Origin of the sequence: Nostoc sp. CENA543 (assembly GCF_002896875.1) — a bacterium.
Classification (GTDB): domain Bacteria; phylum Cyanobacteriota; class Cyanobacteriia; order Cyanobacteriales; family Nostocaceae; genus Trichormus.
Map to the genome: position 1 here is coordinate 5,872,043 of NZ_CP023278.1, position 18,213 is coordinate 5,890,255.

Below are 18,213 nucleotides of genomic sequence, written 5' to 3' on the forward strand. Positions count from 1 at the left end.
ACTTGCTCAATTAAAATCTCAAATATACAGACATTTGCTTTTTATTACTTGATATTTCTCATCAAAAGTAAATTGCACCCATTACATATTTACATCTAAATATACTGAAAACAGCACAATTATTTCACAATTGCCTCTATAAATTTGACACCAAATACTTCCGTAAAAGCTTGGGTGACATGAGGGCGTACTTCATCGCAAGTAATTCCAGGAATCCATTCGGCTAAACTACCAACTGGTTTATCTGCGATACCACAGGGAACAATGCGGCTAAAGCCTGTCATATCAGGACACACGTTTAAAGCAAAACCGTGCATGGTAATCCAACGACTGACTTTAATTCCAATTGCTGCCACCTTACGCCCTTCTAACCATACACCAGTCAAAGGCGGAATGCGATCGCCTGCTAAATCGTAAACTGCAAGGACGCGAATGATTACTTCCTCTAATTGTCGCAGGTACCAATGTAAATCTTTACGATAACGGTGCAGATTTAAAATCGGATATCCCACTAATTGTCCGGGACAGTGATATGTCACTTCCCCGCCACGTTCCGTTCTGTAGACCTCAAATAACTGCTGATTTACGTCAAATTTGAGGAATTCTGCGTTGCTACCTTGTCCCAAGGTGTAGACAGGGGGATGTTCTAGCAAAATTAATACATCTTCCAAATCAGGGTGATGAATCCTCTCAGTTACGAGCGATCTTTGCCATTCATGGGCTTTTTGATAAGGTATCAGTCCTTGATTGTATAGCAAACAATCTTTTACTTGTGCTGACTCATTACTACGGCTCATACCGAATATCAACTGTATTAACAACTAAATATATTGCAAGTTCTAGGAATATATTCAACAATTGTCAAGCTATGCAAAGGATTTTAAAGGAACATCAAGGGAATCATCTTTGGGAAAAACAAAGTGCTAGTTTGAATATATAAACACAAAGGTGTTGGGAGGAATTCCTACAACAAGCATCACGCCAAGAGAAGAGGAACGAATGTACTGGCTGATGAATTTCATATCTTTTTACATCTGAAGGACTTGTATACTCTCACAAAAAAGCAAACAAATCTCCTTTAACAAACAAAAAGTAACTACTATGGGTTATGTAAAGTTTGTTTTGATGCGTCAGTTAGTCAAAACAGCCATGAATGAGGCTACCTTAATTGAGAAAAAAGGCGATGAACCTAATTGTCTAGCAATCAGTTAGAGCGATCGCCTAATTTGGGGCAAGCGAATCGCAGCAAATCAAGGAGCAGAGTCAAGAGTATACATGAGAATAACTATATAGATGCAAAAAATGGGAGTAAACAGACTAGTACACAAAGGCAAAGGTAAAAGGGTGCAAGGTGAAATCAAGAAAGCCGATTTTGGGGTTTTCTCCTACTTTGACTTAGTGCTTTTTTACACTATGTCGTACTTGCAGTACGTTTTAATATTCCTCAATAGGTGTTGGTGCAGTGACATAACTTACCGCAATCTCTTTTCATACTAAGACGACATCACATTAAATATTGAGCTATCGAGCGGGAGAGTTTACATGAAGCTTGTCATCCACGGCAAAAATATTGAAATTACCGATGCGATTCGAGAATATGTGCATCAAAAAATTGAAAAAGCAGTTAGTCACTTCCAGAACATCACCAACGAAGTGGATGTCCACCTTAGCGTAGCTCGCAATCCCCGAATTAACCCTAAACAAGCGGCTGAAGTCACTATATATGCAAATGGTAGTGTCATCCGCGCCGAGGAAAGCAGCGAAAACTTGTACGCTAGCATTGATTTAGTTGCAGATAAAATTGCCAGACAACTGCGAAAATATAAAGAAAGAAAACAAGACAAGAAAACTCAAGCTCAACCCACTAATGAAGTAGTTGTACCACAACCGGTCGTTGCAGATTTAATCGGCGATCGCACTCCCGAACTCCCCCAAGAAGTTGTTCGTACCAAATATTTTTCCATGCCACCGATGACGGTTGCAGAAGCCTTAGAGCAGTTACAATTAGTGGGACATGATTTTTATATGTTCCGCAACGCAGAAACTGGTGAGATTAACGTCATTTATGAACGCAATCATGGCGGTTATGGCGTAATTCAACCCCGAAACAATAACGGCCATACCCATCATACCAACGGTAAAAATGGTAAGGTGGCAGTTAATATGGTGATGCCAGAAAAATCTCACAGTAGATAACTAGATATCTCCCGACTATCCAGTGATGCGAAGTTGATTTTGCCAATAGTCGGGAGATTCTTAGCTTTTTTAGGACGCTATTGTATTTAACCAAGTTTCTAAATCCGCGATCGCCTGAAAATCTAACAAAGCTTCTCCTAGATGTTCTACTTGTTCTAAAGAGAGAGTTTCTACCCGTTCTCGCATTGACTGCGGTAATTCTCCCACACGACGAGTTAAGAGCCTCAAAATAAGCGATCGTTCTCGTTGTTCTCCTCGTTGTTCTCCGATTTTTTCACCTTCGGAAAGAATATCTTGATAAATCACTGATTCGCGCATCATACCCTCCCGAAATAACTGTTGAATCAAGTCCTTTTTGTATTTTAACCCCGCTAAAATTTGAGTGTAGGCGGAGACTTGAGATTTTTCTTCTGGTTCAAGTTGATTTACTCGCTGTACAACTTGTTGTAATAAAGTTTGCGGTTGAGTAGTTGCAGCTAGTGGTGCTAATGGTAGCAAAGCTGGTTCATCAAGAAATAATTGGGGATTTTCCTCCCACATCCGAATTACACGATATTCATGACGCGTATTTTCGACATGAAACACGGTTTCAATTACTTGATCAGGTGCAGGTGGAAGTAATAACACTACAACCTGTGTAATTGGTAAACGATACAATCGATACAAGCGCACCCAGTAATCAAGCATTCGCAGGGGTAGAGGTGGCGTAGATTCTAGTTTAGTTTGAAACTCCAGGTGCAGAATGCGTTCTTGGAGTTGTAGGAATGTAACGTAATCTGCGCGTATGGGTTCGATACTTAATTCGGTTTTGAGAACTGTAACAGCAGTTTGTGGTGTACCTAAAACCCAACTAGCAAAAATATCAGGATTTTTTTCAGAGAGTAGCTTGCACAGGTTATCAAATGACATTGAGAAAATTAAGACTTAGTAATTAAAACAACTGAAGAAACAAACTAGTTCAAGCAAGTAATAAAGATGAAAATTTTTATTAGAGGACTAAAGTCCTTACTACAAACAATTACTGACTAAGTGCTGAATTATTGAGTAATTTTATTTTACTCATTACTCATTACTCAGCACTCAGCACCGGCTAAACGCCGCGCTACCGCTAACATTACTCAGCACTCTCAAGAAACTGTCACAGTTGCCTTCAGAGTAAAAATCTTCTCAATTACATCTTCGACAACCTTATCAGGTGTAGAAGCTCCAGAAGTAATGCCAACAACAATTTCCCCGTCTGGTAGCCAGTTGTCTGTAATGACTAAATCCCCAGTTAATTGCCGATGTTCAATTGATGTTCTAGACTTAATACGCCCTACGCTATCTATATGATATGAAGGTATCCCTCTTTGTTGGGCAATTTGTTGCAATTGGGTGGTGTTGGAAGAATTAAACCCACCAATTACCACCATAAAATCTAATTTTTGTTCCACTAATTCCAACATCGCATCCTGGCGTTCTTGGGTAGCGTCACAAATAGTATTAAAACTTTGGAAATGTTGATTTAATTCAACCGGGCTGTATTTCTGCATCATGGTATGCTCAAACAGTTTACCAATCTGCTCAGTTTCACCTTTGAGCATGGTGGTTTGATTGGCGATACCGACGCGTTCTAAATCTGTGTCAGGATCAAAACCTGGGGAACAAGCTTTAGCAAACTTTTGTAAAAATTCCTGGCGATCGCCCCCATATAAAATATAGTCAGCTACATATTGAGCTTCTTGTAAATTGAGAACGATTAAATATTTACCAGCAAAGGAACTGGTAGCAACAGTTTCCTCGTGCTTATATTTACCATGAATAATTGAGGTGTAATCACCTTTTTTGTGCTTTTCTACGGTGTTCCAGACTTTGGAAACCCAAGGACAGGTAGTATCAACGATTTTACAGCCTTTATCATTGAGTAGCTGCATTTCTTGGACACTAGCCCCAAAAGCAGGTAATATCACTACATCTTCTTGACCTACGACAGAGAAATCTTTTTGAGTACCATTTACAGGAATAAAGCCAACTTGCATTTCCTGCATTCGCTGATTTACAGAAGGGTTATGGATAATTTCGTTAGTAATCCAAATGCGTTCTGTGGGAAAGTGCTTACGGGTTTCGTAAGCCATCGCCACAGCGCGTTCTACACCCCAGCAAAACCCAAAAGCTTGCGCCAGGCGGATAGTGACATCGCCTCTTTGCAAAGTGTAATTGCGATCGCGAATTTCTTGAATTAGATTACTTTGATACTCAGATTTCAATTGGGTAGCGACTTCAGCCTGATGACCAAATCCTTTACGGTTGTAATTCTCGGAGTGATTTAGTGAACGCTTAAAAGCTTTTGTATCCATAATCTCTTATTTTTTTGTATCTCCTCTTTAATGATTCTCTCGTGCCAAGACGCATATTGAGAAAGTAAAAAGTCAAAAGGTAAGAGAATCTTTTCCTTTTTTTACTTTTGCCTTTTGCCTTTTGCCTTTATCAGTCCCCAGTCCCCCGTCCCTTCTGATAAATCTGCAACGCAGTGCGCCACACTAGATAACCTGCGGGACTCAGATGTAAACCATCAGTAGTTAATTCAGTCCGCATATTACCTTTTTGATCCGCGAACAAGGAATATAAATCTAGGTATGCCACACCTTCTTTCACAGCGATGCTTCGTAACTGCTGATTTAACTTTTCAATCCGACTGTTGGGAATCGCTAGTAATTTCTCTTTTCCTTCCCAAGTGGCTGCTGCTCCTCCGTGGGGCAGAATTGATTGGATAAAGATTTTGGTTTTGGGATGATTTTTTCGCAGGTAAATGATGATTTGCCTTTGATTGTCTAAAATGACTTGATCATCTACTCCCCGAATCAAGTCATTGATCCCAATCATCACAAAAATCGTCTCTGGTTGTGTCTGGTCAAATAAATTTAATCTTTTCAATAATCCATTGCTGGTTTCACCGGAAATTGCTTGATTAAGCCAATTTCTATCTTGGGGTAATAATTCCACAGGAAACCACAGACTCAATGAATCTCCCACTAAGACACTCAACTTTGATGGACGCTGTTGAGCAGCTACTTGGGCTTCTTGGTTGAGGATATCTACCCATTGTTGATAGGTGAGTTGATGGCGGCGGCCTAACTCTGGTGTTGGGGGTGGGTTTTGATTGGCTGGAACTGGAGGAGGGGCATTACTGGAAACGGCGGTCAATCCCTGCTGTCGCCAAATCAGCAGAATGACCGCCAACATAAGGATGCCGTTGGTTGCCAGTAAGAAAAACGCCCAGACCGGAAAGGTTTTTGCAGTAGTGGACACGACTAGCGAAATCTTCCTATGATTTGACTCAGATTTTAAATCGCTAGTAAGATAATCGCACTATTTTCAGCAATTATTCGGAGATAATGCGATCGCCAAACTCGGAGTTATAACCTTCTTCTCCGTGTTCATTGATATCCAAACCCTGGTATTCGGCTTCTTCTTTGACTCGTAGCCCCACAGTAGCGGCAATAATTTTGAGAATTAGCCAAGTTCCCACAGCTGCAATTACATAAGCAATCGCAATGGCTGCTAATTCCACACCTAATTCCCCAAAATTACCCCGTAACACGCCATCTTTACCAAGTGAGTTAACTTCCTTAGTGGCAAAAAGGGCGGTTAAAATTGCTCCAACTGTGCCACCTACACCATGTACAGGATAGGTATCTAAGGCATCGTCAACATTCAGCTTATGTTTGAAACTGACCGCATAGAAACAGACGAAAGCAGTGATAAAACCAATCAAAATTGCTGATAAGGGAACAACAAACCCGGCGGCTGGTGTAATCCCCACTAAACCAGCAACTGCCCCTGTTGCTGCCCCCACTGCTGTAGGTTTACCGCGTAAAGTGGCTTCTAAAATCAACCACATCAAAGCCCCCGCCGCCGCCGAGGTGTTAGTAGAAACAAAAGCAGTCGTAGCAACGTTGGTGACTATATTACCGGAAGTCCCGCTAGCTACAGATAAAGCACTGCCAGCATTAAAGCCAAACCAACCAAACCACAGCAAGCCCGCACCCAATAAGATGAATGGGACATTGTGGGGAGGACTGAGACGGTCGGGGTGAGTTTTGCGTGGCCCTAAAACAATCGCTGCAACTAGCGCAGACACACCAGAACTGATATGTACAACTGTACCACCAGCAAAATCTAGCGCGCCTAAACCGCCATATAACCCCAATAAACCACCTTTAGCCCAAACCATATGCGCTAAAGGGGTATAAATCAAGGTTGACCACAGCAAGACAAATAAACAATAGGCGCGAAAACTCATCCGTTCAGCGATCGCACCAGAAATCAACGCTGGGGTGATAATAGCAAACATGGCTTGATAAATCATGTATGCTTGATGGGGAATCGTCGGAGCGTAAGAAACTACATCCACAGGTGCCGAACCTTGCAAATAGTTGGTTGTTTCTAGCCCCACACCATTTAAGCCCAACCATTGTAAGCCGCCAATAAATGGCAACCCAGGCGCAAATGAGAGACTATAACCCCATAGCACCCAGCTAACTCCCACAATCGCCATCAATACAAAACTCATCATCAATGTATTGAGGATATTGCGCGATCGCACAAAGCCACCATAGAAAAATGCCAATCCTGGTGTCATCAACAACACAAAAGCAGATGATACCAGCATAAACACTGTATCCCCAGTATCCGCAGATGGGGTACTAGCTGGTGTTTGGGCAAAGGCATTACCCATAAAAGGAGCTATTAGCAGTAGTAGGGTAAGAAACCCAATCCCTAAACATTTCTTGATCACGTCTTTTTGTTTTTTCCCTTGAAGAGCAATATCCTTGTATACTTAGTTACATTTGATTACTTTTGACTGGAAATTTTTGTCTTCCAGATTACTTGGATTTGGGTTTCGGGAAATCTTAACAAAAAAATAATCATATTCATAGATAAAATCTATGGAACTACTATGTAGCTTTTGTCTCTCAATGATTTTCAGAAATACGGGGACTGGGGATTGGGGAAAGAAATATTTTTTCCCTACACCCTTACACCCTTACACCCTTACACCCTTACACCCTTACATCCCTATACTGCTGAACTTGCATATTCCACAACGTTGTATACTCGCCACCATGTTGTAAAAGCTCTTGATGGGTGCCATCTTCTATTAATTGACCAGCTTTCAGCACTAATATCCTATGAGCCATACGTACAGAGGCTAGTCGATGCGTAATCAAAATGGTAGTCTTGCCTTCAGTTAGTTCTACAAAGCGCAAATAAAGCTCATATTCGCTGCGGGGGTCGAGTGCGGCTGTGGGTTCATCTAACAGCAGGATTTGGGCTTGCTGACGCACAAAGGCACGGGCTAGGGCTAACTTTTGCCATTGACCACCAGATAATTCTGTACCACTAAACTGCTTACCCAAGGGTGTATCCGCCCCTGTGGGAAATTGGGTAACTAGTTGGATAATATCGGCTTTTTCTATAGCAAATCTTAGTAAATCTCGATTTTCAAGGGCTTGGAGATTACTTAAAGCGATATTTTCTCCTAGGGTGAGAGCGTAACGACCGAAATCTTGAAAAACTCCAGCTATTTGCTGTCGCCACTCTTGTAGATTTAAATGCTTTAGGTCTACCCCATCAACCAAAATTCTGCCTTTAGTGGGGTCGTATAACCTGGTGAGTAACTTGACGATAGTAGTCTTACCTGCGCCATTTTCGCCAACGATCGCTACTGTTTCACCAGGGTGTAGAGTAAAAGAGATATTTTTCACAGCCCATGTTTGAGCATCTGGGTAGCGGAAATAGACGTTTTCAAAGGTAATCCCAGTCAGTATGGGATGAGGGGTTTTCTCTCCAGGTACAGTCAATAACATGGGACTTGCGCTGTCGAGAAAATTAAAGAATTGCTGCATATATAAAACATTCTCCCAAAGTTCCAGTCCATTACCGACAAATGCAGCTAAATTCTGTTGGAAGTAAGTTAAAGATTGAACGAATAACAACACACTACCTGGACTAAATTCCCCTTGAAATGCTTGCTTGACCACCCAGTAAAAAGCAAAGCCATTTCCCAAAGTGCTTAAAACAGCTAAACTGGAAGACCAAAAAGCTTGTTGACCTCGTAAATGGCGCATAGAGTTGTGTAAAGACCCAAATGCTTGCAGATATCGCTCAATAAAAAATTCACCTAGCTGAAAAAGTCGCGTTTCCTTAGCGTAGGTGTCAGTTAGCATCACTGATGTGTAATATCTCATTCTGCGGGCTTGGGGGCTATTTTCAAATAGAGTTAGCCAAATTGCTTTGCCGTATTGGGCAGAGACTACTACTTGGGGTACAGTAGCGATCGCAATCACTAGAGGAATCCAAACAGCTAGGGGAATTAATAACCCCACCATCACCACCACCGTGACCAGTGACCGACCCAACTCCACTAAATTTTCTAATAAATTCAAAGGTTGATAGCTAACTTGTTCTTGCAACAGCTGTAACTCATCATAAAATTGAGCATCTTCAAAACGGTTGAGGTCAGGTAAACTATCGGCTTTACGCATCAACATTAAACTTAAGTGTGCTGTCAACTTATCATTGACATTTCCTTGGAGTGCAGTCCGCCAAGGATCAAGGAGTGTTTGTATTAATAAAGCTCCCACCCATGCAGCCACTAAAGGTAGTAAAATTTCCCACCCCAATGCTTTACCGGCAGATAACTCTGTTGCTATCGTATCTATGACTAATTTGGTAATCCAAACACTCACAGCAGGTAAAAACCCCTGCAATAAAATCACGAGCATTAAGATAGCAATTTCCTGTGGTGCAGCTTTCCATACTAAGGGTAGAGAACGCCATAAAGCTTGAGTGTACACATCCCACCTACCTCTGATACCAATTTTGGATTTTGGATTTTGCGTTCGCGTAGCGTGTCGAAGACAAAAGTTCTGTAGGCGGGTTTCCCGCCGTAGGAAACTTTTCAAGACGGATTTTGGATTAAAAGCCTAGATTTTTAGGCTGTTCCAGAATCTCGAAACAATACTACCTATCCCAATTTTGTATGCTTTTGTATTTTCATTAAAGTTGATTTTTAGTTGATGATTGCTGCAATGTCTGTAATTTATTATTCTAAAATTCTTTAATTTATCGTAAATCAGAGGGTTTAAGACCCCTACGTCTATACGTAGCATATTTTCAGTGGGGGTTGAAATCCCCGACTGAAAATGTCTTTAATTTTGAATTTTGAATTTTGAATTTTGAATTGTTAAGTATCTACAACCTTAGTATTATCTGGCATAAAATAAATACTTCTGAAGATATAACATTAAAAATAATCAATAACTACCTCAGAAAGAATAAAAACATCGAAAAGAAGATATCGTTGATATTGTTGAAGAACTCAAGTCATTAAAAATCAAAGTCATTTATTGATTTCAAAAGCAACAGTTACTTCTCAAAAAATGAGATGAGAAGAAAATTAAATCTCCGACATAATCCACTAGCTAAAATCAGCAATTAACTTTGATTTATGTGGACTAGTCATACTCTGAATACCAAGATGTGAGTTCTCTGTTAATTTGATTAGCAAAATAATAACAGGTAAGAAATTTCTGTGGCTTTAGCAATTAGTAATTTCTGAATAATCCTTGCGTTTAAATTTGCTAAAAAAATATTAACAGATGAACATCATCCCTATTCAATACCACGAATGCAGATTTTCCGAAAATTCCAATGAGTTTAGGTTACAAGGAGTAAATGATGATGTTTACTGATGTAAAATTGCTGGAAAAAACCATAGAAATGCGTTTAGCAGACAGCGACGATAAACTTGAACAGGTTTTACTGTCTGACGCAGAGATCACTGCTTGGGAAAAATTAGCTAGTCAAGGAGTGATGCCTCCTATTATCGGTAATTGCGGAGGTTGTGGTGGTTGCGGTGGCTGCGGTCGATGTGGTCGCTGTTTCCGTTGTTTCCGTTGTTTTCGCTGTTTTGGCTGCGGCGGTTGTGGTAAATGTGGTGGGGGCTGTGGTGTTGCCTCATTACCAGATGTAAATGTAGAAGAATCGGAGATGAATTTTGGTTATTAATGTAACCAAATTTTAGCTATCTAACAAACATAAAACTGTTGCTTTTGTTTATTTTATTAAGCCTGATTTTTTGCTGAATTCGGATATAATCAACTATGCAATTTCATGATAATCAAAAGTTGCGATTACTGGAACATCTCCTGATTCATGTGATGCCTTCCGAGTCTGATTTAGACCGAGAAACGATGATATTTAACACAACACGACGCACTCTCAAAGTCGATGGTCAAGCATTAAAAGATTTAGAAAATATTGTTTTTCCCTTACTAGATGGAACACACACCATCGGAGAAATACGTGCTGCTGTGTGTGAACAAATTACAGATACTTCTCTCGATGAATGTTTAACGTTTTTGATGAACAATCGCTTAGTTGAAGAATATTCAGAAACTACATTTGCTTTAAATAATCACGAGCAATTTTTACCTCAATTTAGCCTGTACCATGAACTAGGTTTTCAGCCAAAAAATGCTCAAGAACGTCTAGCTAATGCTCGTGTGGCGATTTTTGGGTTAGGTGGCTCAGGTGTAGTAGCCGCAATTAATCTAGCAGCCTGTGGTGTGGGATTTCTGCGCCTGTGCGATAGTATCTCTACATCTGCTTATGATGCCACGATTATGGCTAATTGGGGATTGAGCCAGTCTGGTAATTTGCGCGCTGTGGAAACAGCTAGGCAGATTGCAGGTATGGGAGGATTTACCGCCATTGAGACAGTCACGGATATTTTGAACGATGATGATACAGTCAAGGCTTTATTAGATGATGTTGATTTAGCTATTGTGGCCACTGATGCAGTCTCAGTGAATTTAGCCTATCGTCTCAACCGACTCTGTTTAAATATGCAGTGTCCATTACTTCCTGGGGGAGCTTTTGGAATTGAGGGTACTATTGGCCCTTTAGTTGTCGGCGGTGATAGTCCCTGTTATCTGTGCTATCGGATGCGGTCTATTGCTTGTGCTAAGTTACCAGAAGCACAATTACAACTAGAAAGACACTTAGACCGCGATCGCCGTTCTCAACCCCAATGGCGGGAAAATTTGCCCATAGGTCACACCTTGGTGGGTAGTTACTTAGTGCTGGATGCAGTGAAGTTGTTACTAGGTTTACCAATCACCACACAGGGTAAGTTACTCCATCTAGATTTAATCACCACCAAACTCACTCACAATGTGGTTCTCAAAAAGCCTGGCTGTCCTCACTGTTCTTCCCATTCCCCATTTTGAAAATCATGAACGCAACAGTTGCTAGCCCAAACTGGCGAGATTTAGTCAGTCCCCACACTGGTATTATTCAAAAATTAGACAGATTGACTAAACCCTATACAGAGTTTGAACTGCCTGTGTTGTGGCAAGCGGAACTCTCGCACTTTAACATCTATAAAGCCACAGATGATTTACGTTACGGCGTAGGCAAAGGGATGAATGATGAACAGGCTATTATCGGTGCTGTGGGCGAAGCTTTAGAACGTTATTGTGGTAGCATTGTTGACCGCAGACAAATAATTATCGATAGTTACGAAAGTCTCGCGGATGTGGCTATCCCTCCCCAAGTTTTTTTCTCGTTTTCTCAGCAGCAATACTCTGACCCCAATTTTCCTTTTCCGACTTTCGACCCAAAAATACAGACTTCCTGGGTTACTGCTGTGAATTTGCATAGCCAACAGCAGATTTTACTCCCAGCAGCCTCGGTTTATCTCAATTTTTGTAGTCATCAGTTAGGGGATTGTATCTTACCTGTCACAACTAACGGTATGGCCAGTGGCTTATCTGTGGAGTTTGCCGCCTACCGTGGTTTGTGTGAGTTGATTGAACGCGATGCTTTCATGATTACCTGGTTAAATCGTCTCCCAGTCCCCCGCATTGATTTTACTCATCAACCAGGCATAGAAACTGCGATCGCTCGTAACTATGCCAGATTTGGCATAGAATTAATGGCGTTTGACTTGACTACAGATATTCAAGTACCAGTGATTGCAGCTTTTGCAATTGACCGTTCCGGCGAAAGTCCAGCTTTAGTCACTGGCTTAGGATGTGATTTAGACGGTGCCACAGCCCTTCGCAAAGCTATCTTTGAAGTTTGTCAAATTCGCCCCCATGATATTAGCCGTATGCTGGCGGGAGATGGTGCCAATCTCCATCAATATCAAGATATCCAGGATTTAAAAGACCATAGTGCTTTCTTCTACACAACCGCAAGACTGGGGGAATTAGATTTTCTTCTACACCATAACCACGGGCGAGAAATTGCCGATTTACAGACTTGTAGGGACTACACAGAATCAGAAAGGTTGCAATCAGTGGTGCAGAAACTTCATCAAGTTGGTGCTGAAGCTTATTTAGTAGATGTCACCACCCCTGATGTCGCACCACTAGGTTTTCGGGTAGTACGGACGTTAGCCAGTGAATTAGTACCAATATATTTTGGCTATGGTCAAGAACCCTTGGGAACTCAGCGTTTGTTTACAGTTCCAGAACGTTTAGGCTACAGTCGCCCTCATCACCTAAATCCTTGCCCACATCCCCTAGATTGAATCGCCATTGACAATAGGAAATTGCATATCCCCCTAAACCCTTACACCCTTACACCCCTAAAACCCTACACCCTTACACCCCCATACCCTTCCCTACACCCTTTCCCTCCATGTACAAAGTCAACGAACCTCTAGAGTTAACCCTGCTTTACCATTTGAATTCCCCACCACCAGACGCTTATGCTCAACCAGTACCTGCTGGTGAAATGCGTTATTTACCAGATGCGCCCGTTTTAGAATTACCTCCAGTACCCAGGGATAATCATCTGGCAAGTTTGTTAAATAAACGTCGTTCAGTGCGTGCATTTCAAAATGTCCAGATGTCACAAACTGTACTGGCACAGTTACTAGATTCAGCCTGTGGAATTAATGGTCTGCGTCAGGTACAGAGTTACACCTATGAGGGCAGAAATGCTCCCTCAGCTGGTGGACTCTATCCTCTCGAAATGTTTGTATCTATACAGGAAGTTAATGATTTAGCTGCGGGTTTATATCACTATGAACCGCGTGGTCATGGTTTACATTGGGTGAACGAGTCAGTCCCCCATGACTTTATTACACCTCTATTAGATCAGGATTTTATTACTCACGCCAATGCCTTATTTATCCTGACTGGTGTGTTTATGCGATCGCTTTATAAGTATGGCACCAGAGGCTACCGTTTTGTTTTATTGGAAGCTGGTCATCAAGCTGAAAATATCTGTCTGATGGCTGTAGAGTTAGGACTTGGTAGTCTTTGTCTGGGGGGATTTCACGATTCCAGCATCAACCGTATTTTGGGTATTGATGGTCAGCGTCACGCCGCACTCTATTGTATTGCTGTTGGTACTGAAAAAGTTTAAACCCCCAACTTCAGTAAGAAATTGGGGGTTGAGAATGCTTGTAATTCTAATTTGCTTTATACCGTGCCAGGATAATCTTCACCGGATGAATAGCCTTCGGGTTGACCACCTTCTGCAAATCCACCAGGGCTGGCTTCCTTGAGGAATCCACTGTAAGCTTCCATACCGTGTTCGCCAATATCCAAGCCTTCCAGTTCTTCTTCTCTGGTGACGCGAATACCCAAAGTAGCTTTGAGAATTATCCAGAAAATGCTGGTAAGAAGTACAGTCATCCCACCAACGGAAATAGCACCTAAAAACTGTACACCTAACTGTCCAAAGCCACCACCAGCGAATAAACCCTTAGCAGGGCCAAGTCCCTCACCATACCAGGAATAAACACCAGGGCCAACAGACCACAAACCAACAGCCAAAGTACCCCAAACACCACAAACTAGGTGAACGGATGTAGCACCTACTGGGTCATCAATACCGAGTTTGTCAAAGAAGGTGACAGCAAAAACTACGATTACACCAGCTATTAAACCGATAATAAAGGCACTGGGAAGACTAACAAAGGCACAAGGGGCTGTAATTGCTACCAAGCCCGCCAGAATACCGTTGATAATCATTGATAGGTCTGGCTTACCCAAATACAACCAAGCGGTAGCAGTTGCTGCAATTCCACCGACTGCACCCGCCATGTTGGTTGTTAAGGCAATGTGAGTAATGGCATTGGGATCAGCCGCCATTGTTGAACCAGGGTTAAAACCAAACCAACCCAACCACAAAATCAAACAGCCTAGAGTGGCAATACTCATATTGTGACCAGGTAAAGCCACAACTTTACCGTCTTGATATTTACCAATACGGGGGCCAAGGAAAGCTGCTCCCATTAAAGCTGCCCAACCACCGGCTGAGTGAACTACTGTAGAGCCAGCAAAATCCCAGAATCCTTGTTTGTATAACCAACCACCACCCCAAATCCAATGTCCAGTAATGGGGTAGGCAATACCTACCAGTAAAAGGCTGAAAATTAAAAAGTCAACAAACTTGATTCTTTCTGCTACTGCACCAGAAACAATTGTGGCGGCTGTTCCCGCAAACACTAATTGGAACAAGAATTTAGCAGCTAGAGGTACACCAGCCCAGTTTAAAGCACTAAACACACCTTGATATTCTTTTGCAGTGGCGGGACTGTTATCTGCTCCTGCTAAAAAGAACCCATTTAACCCGATAAAATCGTTGCCATCGCCGAACATCAAGCCAAAACCAATTGCCCAAAAAGCAACGGTAGCTAGCGCAAACACAATTAAGTTTTTGGCGAGGACGTTAACAGCATTTTTTTGACGACAAAAGCCGGTTTCTAACATACAAAAACCAGCATTCATGAAGAATACTAAAAATGCTGCGATCGCTACCCAAAGAGTGTCTAGGGCTACTTTTAATTCTGCTGTTGTTGGCCCGGCTGCTGGAGTTTGAGCAACGGCAACATAACCCCATCCCAACACAATTAAACAAGCTAGGGGTAAACAAGCCTGCCAACTAGGAGATAGTCGCTTAATTAAACTGAATAAATCGGTTTTGGATTTAAAATGCAGGCTTTTGGCGGAATTCCTGGTAGAAAATCGCCTATTTTTTATTTTTGATTTATGTTTGTACATGGGTTAAAACAATGCCCTCCCAACTATCCTTGATAGCTATAAACAGATTGAGCCAACAGATTCCTTGCTCACTGCAAATCAGTGGTTCTGATGTTTTTTTCAGACCTTTTAACTGGTCAATCAAAAACTCAAAATAATTTATCTAGAAGTTTAGAGAACTAATGACACTTTTGTAAATATTTTTGCAAATATCCTTAAAAATTTATGATGTAGTTTCTGCAACAGTCAAGTATTCTTCATTCAATCTTTAATCATGAAAAATACCATTAGATGCGGCGATCGCTTGATTTTGTCAAGTTAATCTTCATCGGATATGAAAACAGAAATTCATCATCAATTTGTGCCACACCTTACTACTATTGGTTTACTTTTGTCAATGAATTAGTCTCATTACTTTATTCATTCTCAAAAGAGCTAACATCTGAGCTTTTGGGATAGTGTTTTTTATCTTCTGACAACTTCTCCACTGGATAAATATCAGGACAAACTGATGCACCATGTTCATGAACATCAATTCCCAGGCGATCGCCTTCTGAATTAACCCGTAAGTGTCCCAAGGCTTTGAGAGAGCCGAACATCAAAAAGCTAAAAGCAACTGTAAAGACTGCGATCGCTACTACCCCTAAAAGTTGTATCCCTAATAGTTCAATCCCACCCCCTAACAATAAGCCTGCTTTTTTATTCAAAGTTAGTTCCGGCTGTCCTAAAAAACCCACAGCGAGAGTTCCCATCATGCCGTTAATTCCATGTACGGAAAAGGCAGAAACAGGATCATCAATTTGCAGTGACTCAATTAGATCAATCCCCTGCACTAACAAAATGCCAGATGTTAACCCAATCAATACCGCCGCCCAGGGTGCAACATAAGCACAAGCAGCTGTAATCGCTACTAAGCCACTTAACGCACCATTTAGGCAATACTCTAAATGCCATTTTTGAGTACGGATGTACTGATAAATCATGGCTGTGAGTGCGCCTGCACCACCAGCCAGTGTAGTGTTGACTGTCACTAAGCCAATTAATCCTGTGTTACTTGTACCCAGGGTTGAACCAGGGTTAAAGCCATACCAGCCAAACCACAAAATCATTGTTCCCAAGGTTGCTAACCCCAGGTTATGGGCTGGTGGTGGTGATCCCCAAGCTGAACGTCCAGGACGTGGCCCCAACAAATATGCCCCAACTAAAGCCGTCCAACCTCCCACGCAATGCACAACAGAACTACCAGCAAAGTCATGATAGCTGAGTTTAGATAACCACCCATTCACATTCCAAGCCCAATGGACAATCATGGGATAACTAAATGCTCCCATGACAGCACTGTAAATTAAGTTGCCAATGAAGTCAGTTCTACCCAACATCGCACCGGTAGTGATAGTGCTGGCAGTTGCAGCAAAAGCAAACTGGAAGAAGAACAAAGTATAGTTATTGATTAGAGCCTTAGAGCCAGGCACACCCATCGGATAAACACCATCACTATTAGGAATTTGGCTCAAAAAGAAAGTGTCTATACCTAACAAACCCCCGACACTCGTACCGTAGGCAATACCAAATCCTATTGCCCACCAAACCAAGATAGTGACAGCTGCATCAATAAAGTTTTCTACCAGGGCGTTAACTACACCTCTTTGTCGAGAAAAACCAGCTTCCAACATAGCAAAGCCAGCTTGCATAAAGAATACTAAGAATCCCGTAATGAGTACCCAGATAGTGTCTATCGAGAATCTTAAGGCCTCGATTTTTTCTCCCCCAGAGGATAAATTAGCACTATCTGTTGCTTGCACAACGGTAGGGGCAAAGATTGCCAAGATCATTGAACCGATCGCTAACACGATGATGCGTTGCCAAGGTCGAATACGCTTATTCATTAGCTCAATATTTTTCCTGCTTGAAAAGCGATGATTGATCATGGTAGCAGACTGATCAAAACTCTTTGATTTTGATCAGCAAATCTAGCGATCTAGTTTTCCCTAACACTGCATCTATTTTTTGCTCTTCTCCACTCCATTTCTTTGATAGAACACAGAACAGACAGCAGCTAAAATCTACTGCATATGATTTCTTCTTGAATAAATTGCATTTTATAGTGTTTTAATTACAACATTAGTTCTGTATTCTAAAATACATTTTTATTATTTTTTCAGAGAATTTAACTAAAAATTAAGCCCAGTCTATGAAAGAAATACCTTACTGCGAGCGCGATTCAGTCATATCCACAGGTCACTCATCCAAATTCTATGAAATTAAAATACAAAATATTAAGAATATTAAATGATGATTCGCCAAGTGCTGGTGATTAGCAACTAGATTATAGCTAAGTGTATAAGACTACACTTAGCTATAATCTAGGATCATTTATGCACCTGTTTTTTTGTACTTATCCTGGTAGTTGCTTCTTCAGAGCCTCTAAACTAGCCCAACGGCTATCAACGGGTTTGTCTAAACTCTCGCCTGCCGAATTGAGAATCCCTGGACAGTTTAAATCACATAACTGACGCTGCGGCAATTCTAAGCACATCTGCTCATATAACCATTCACTGGGATGGAAATAACCGTTGGGTGATAGAGTTTCCACTAAATCTTCCATCGCCACTTCCCTTTCTAAAGGCAAGTTCTGCTCTTGATTTACGGCTTCATCTAACCAAATTACTTCTTGAGCATTCACCACTAAACGGTGATTATATTGCTGTAAGCAACGATTACAGGTACAAGTAACAATAGTTTCTGCCTGCGCTGAAACATCTAAATAATTACCATGATGCTGCACGCGGACGCGACCGCGAACTGGTGTTAACGTATCTAGCCCAGGTAGAAATTCTTTAACTTGAATTTCCTCTGTACGCTCCGGTGCTTTAGTTAGCTGCGGAATAAAAATTGCGTCCATAGGATTTGTGAAACATCATCACGAAAATTTATGTTGATCATCAGCAATCCTGCTGATAATCCATATATA

The 18,213-nt window shown here is 41.4% G+C and carries 14 protein-coding genes; 5 read left to right on the forward strand and 9 right to left on the reverse strand.

What is annotated here, in order from left to right; translation table 11 throughout:
- Positions 1–119: 119 nt before the first annotated feature.
- Positions 120–797, reverse strand: coding sequence for a lipoyl(octanoyl) transferase LipB (gene lipB / locus CLI64_RS24610; protein WP_103139693.1), 678 nt, complete (start codon positions 795–797; stop codon positions 120–122).
- A 745-nt stretch (positions 798–1,542) separates the two neighbouring features.
- On the opposite strand from lipB, the gene hpf reads away from it, so the two are divergent.
- Positions 1,543–2,196: a ribosome hibernation-promoting factor, HPF/YfiA family gene (hpf, locus tag CLI64_RS24615; RefSeq protein WP_103139694.1), complete on the forward strand. Its 654-nt coding sequence runs from the start codon at positions 1,543–1,545 to the stop codon at positions 2,194–2,196.
- A gap of 69 nt (positions 2,197–2,265) precedes the next feature.
- On the opposite strand, the gene CLI64_RS24620 is transcribed toward hpf, so the two are convergent.
- The 5 genes from CLI64_RS24620 to CLI64_RS24640 form a co-directional block, all read right to left on the reverse strand.
- Complete coding sequence (locus tag CLI64_RS24620; RefSeq protein ID WP_103139695.1) at positions 2,266–3,105, reverse strand: DUF4351 domain-containing protein; 840 nt, start codon at positions 3,103–3,105, stop codon at positions 2,266–2,268.
- A 218-nt stretch (positions 3,106–3,323) separates the two neighbouring features.
- A complete protein-coding gene (locus tag CLI64_RS24625) occupies positions 3,324–4,532 on the reverse strand; it encodes a 4-hydroxy-3-methylbut-2-enyl diphosphate reductase (RefSeq protein WP_103139696.1) in 1,209 nt (402 codons plus the stop codon).
- Between the two features lie 130 nt (positions 4,533–4,662).
- Positions 4,663–5,484 (reverse strand): SGNH/GDSL hydrolase family protein, encoded by an 822-nt coding sequence (locus tag CLI64_RS24630; protein ID WP_103139697.1) that lies wholly within the window; start codon positions 5,482–5,484, stop codon positions 4,663–4,665.
- A gap of 73 nt (positions 5,485–5,557) precedes the next feature.
- Complete coding sequence (locus CLI64_RS24635) at positions 5,558–6,913, reverse strand: ammonium transporter (RefSeq protein ID WP_225977425.1); 1,356 nt, start codon at positions 6,911–6,913, stop codon at positions 5,558–5,560.
- A 325-nt stretch (positions 6,914–7,238) separates the two neighbouring features.
- Complete coding sequence (locus CLI64_RS24640; protein ID WP_225977426.1) at positions 7,239–9,035, reverse strand: ABC transporter ATP-binding protein; 1,797 nt, start codon at positions 9,033–9,035, stop codon at positions 7,239–7,241.
- Between the two features lie 880 nt (positions 9,036–9,915).
- Between CLI64_RS24640 and CLI64_RS24645 the strand changes: the two genes are divergently transcribed.
- The 4 genes from CLI64_RS24645 to CLI64_RS24660 all read left to right on the forward strand — a co-directional run bounded on the left by CLI64_RS24645 (position 9,916) and on the right by CLI64_RS24660 (position 13,620).
- Positions 9,916–10,248: a hypothetical protein gene (locus tag CLI64_RS24645; protein WP_192881594.1), complete on the forward strand. Its 333-nt coding sequence runs from the start codon at positions 9,916–9,918 to the stop codon at positions 10,246–10,248.
- 95 nt (positions 10,249–10,343) lie between these two features.
- The gene (locus tag CLI64_RS24650) at positions 10,344–11,471 is read left to right on the forward strand and encodes a TOMM precursor leader peptide-binding protein (protein ID WP_103139700.1); all 1,128 of its coding nucleotides are present in this window, start codon (positions 10,344–10,346) and stop codon (positions 11,469–11,471) included.
- Between the two features lie 5 nt (positions 11,472–11,476).
- Positions 11,477–12,778, forward strand: a complete 1,302-nt coding sequence (locus CLI64_RS24655) for a YcaO-like family protein (RefSeq protein ID WP_103139701.1) — start codon at positions 11,477–11,479, stop codon at positions 12,776–12,778.
- A gap of 110 nt (positions 12,779–12,888) precedes the next feature.
- The gene (locus tag CLI64_RS24660; RefSeq protein WP_103139702.1) at positions 12,889–13,620 is read left to right on the forward strand and encodes a SagB/ThcOx family dehydrogenase; all 732 of its coding nucleotides are present in this window, start codon (positions 12,889–12,891) and stop codon (positions 13,618–13,620) included.
- Positions 13,621–13,676: 56 nt separating this feature from the next.
- Here the strand turns inward: CLI64_RS24660 and CLI64_RS24665 are convergent, their stop codons facing one another.
- The 3 genes from CLI64_RS24665 to CLI64_RS24675 all read right to left on the reverse strand — a co-directional run bounded on the left by CLI64_RS24665 (position 13,677) and on the right by CLI64_RS24675 (position 18,144).
- Complete coding sequence (locus CLI64_RS24665) at positions 13,677–15,263, reverse strand: ammonium transporter (protein WP_103139703.1); 1,587 nt, start codon at positions 15,261–15,263, stop codon at positions 13,677–13,679.
- A 395-nt stretch (positions 15,264–15,658) separates the two neighbouring features.
- A complete protein-coding gene (locus CLI64_RS24670; protein ID WP_103139704.1) occupies positions 15,659–17,128 on the reverse strand; it encodes an ammonium transporter in 1,470 nt (489 codons plus the stop codon).
- A 509-nt stretch (positions 17,129–17,637) separates the two neighbouring features.
- Positions 17,638–18,144 carry a DUF177 domain-containing protein gene (locus tag CLI64_RS24675; protein WP_103139705.1) on the reverse strand — a complete coding sequence of 169 codons (507 nt, stop codon included), beginning with the start codon at positions 18,142–18,144 and terminating at the stop codon, positions 17,638–17,640.
- Positions 18,145–18,213: the final 69 nt, after the last annotated feature.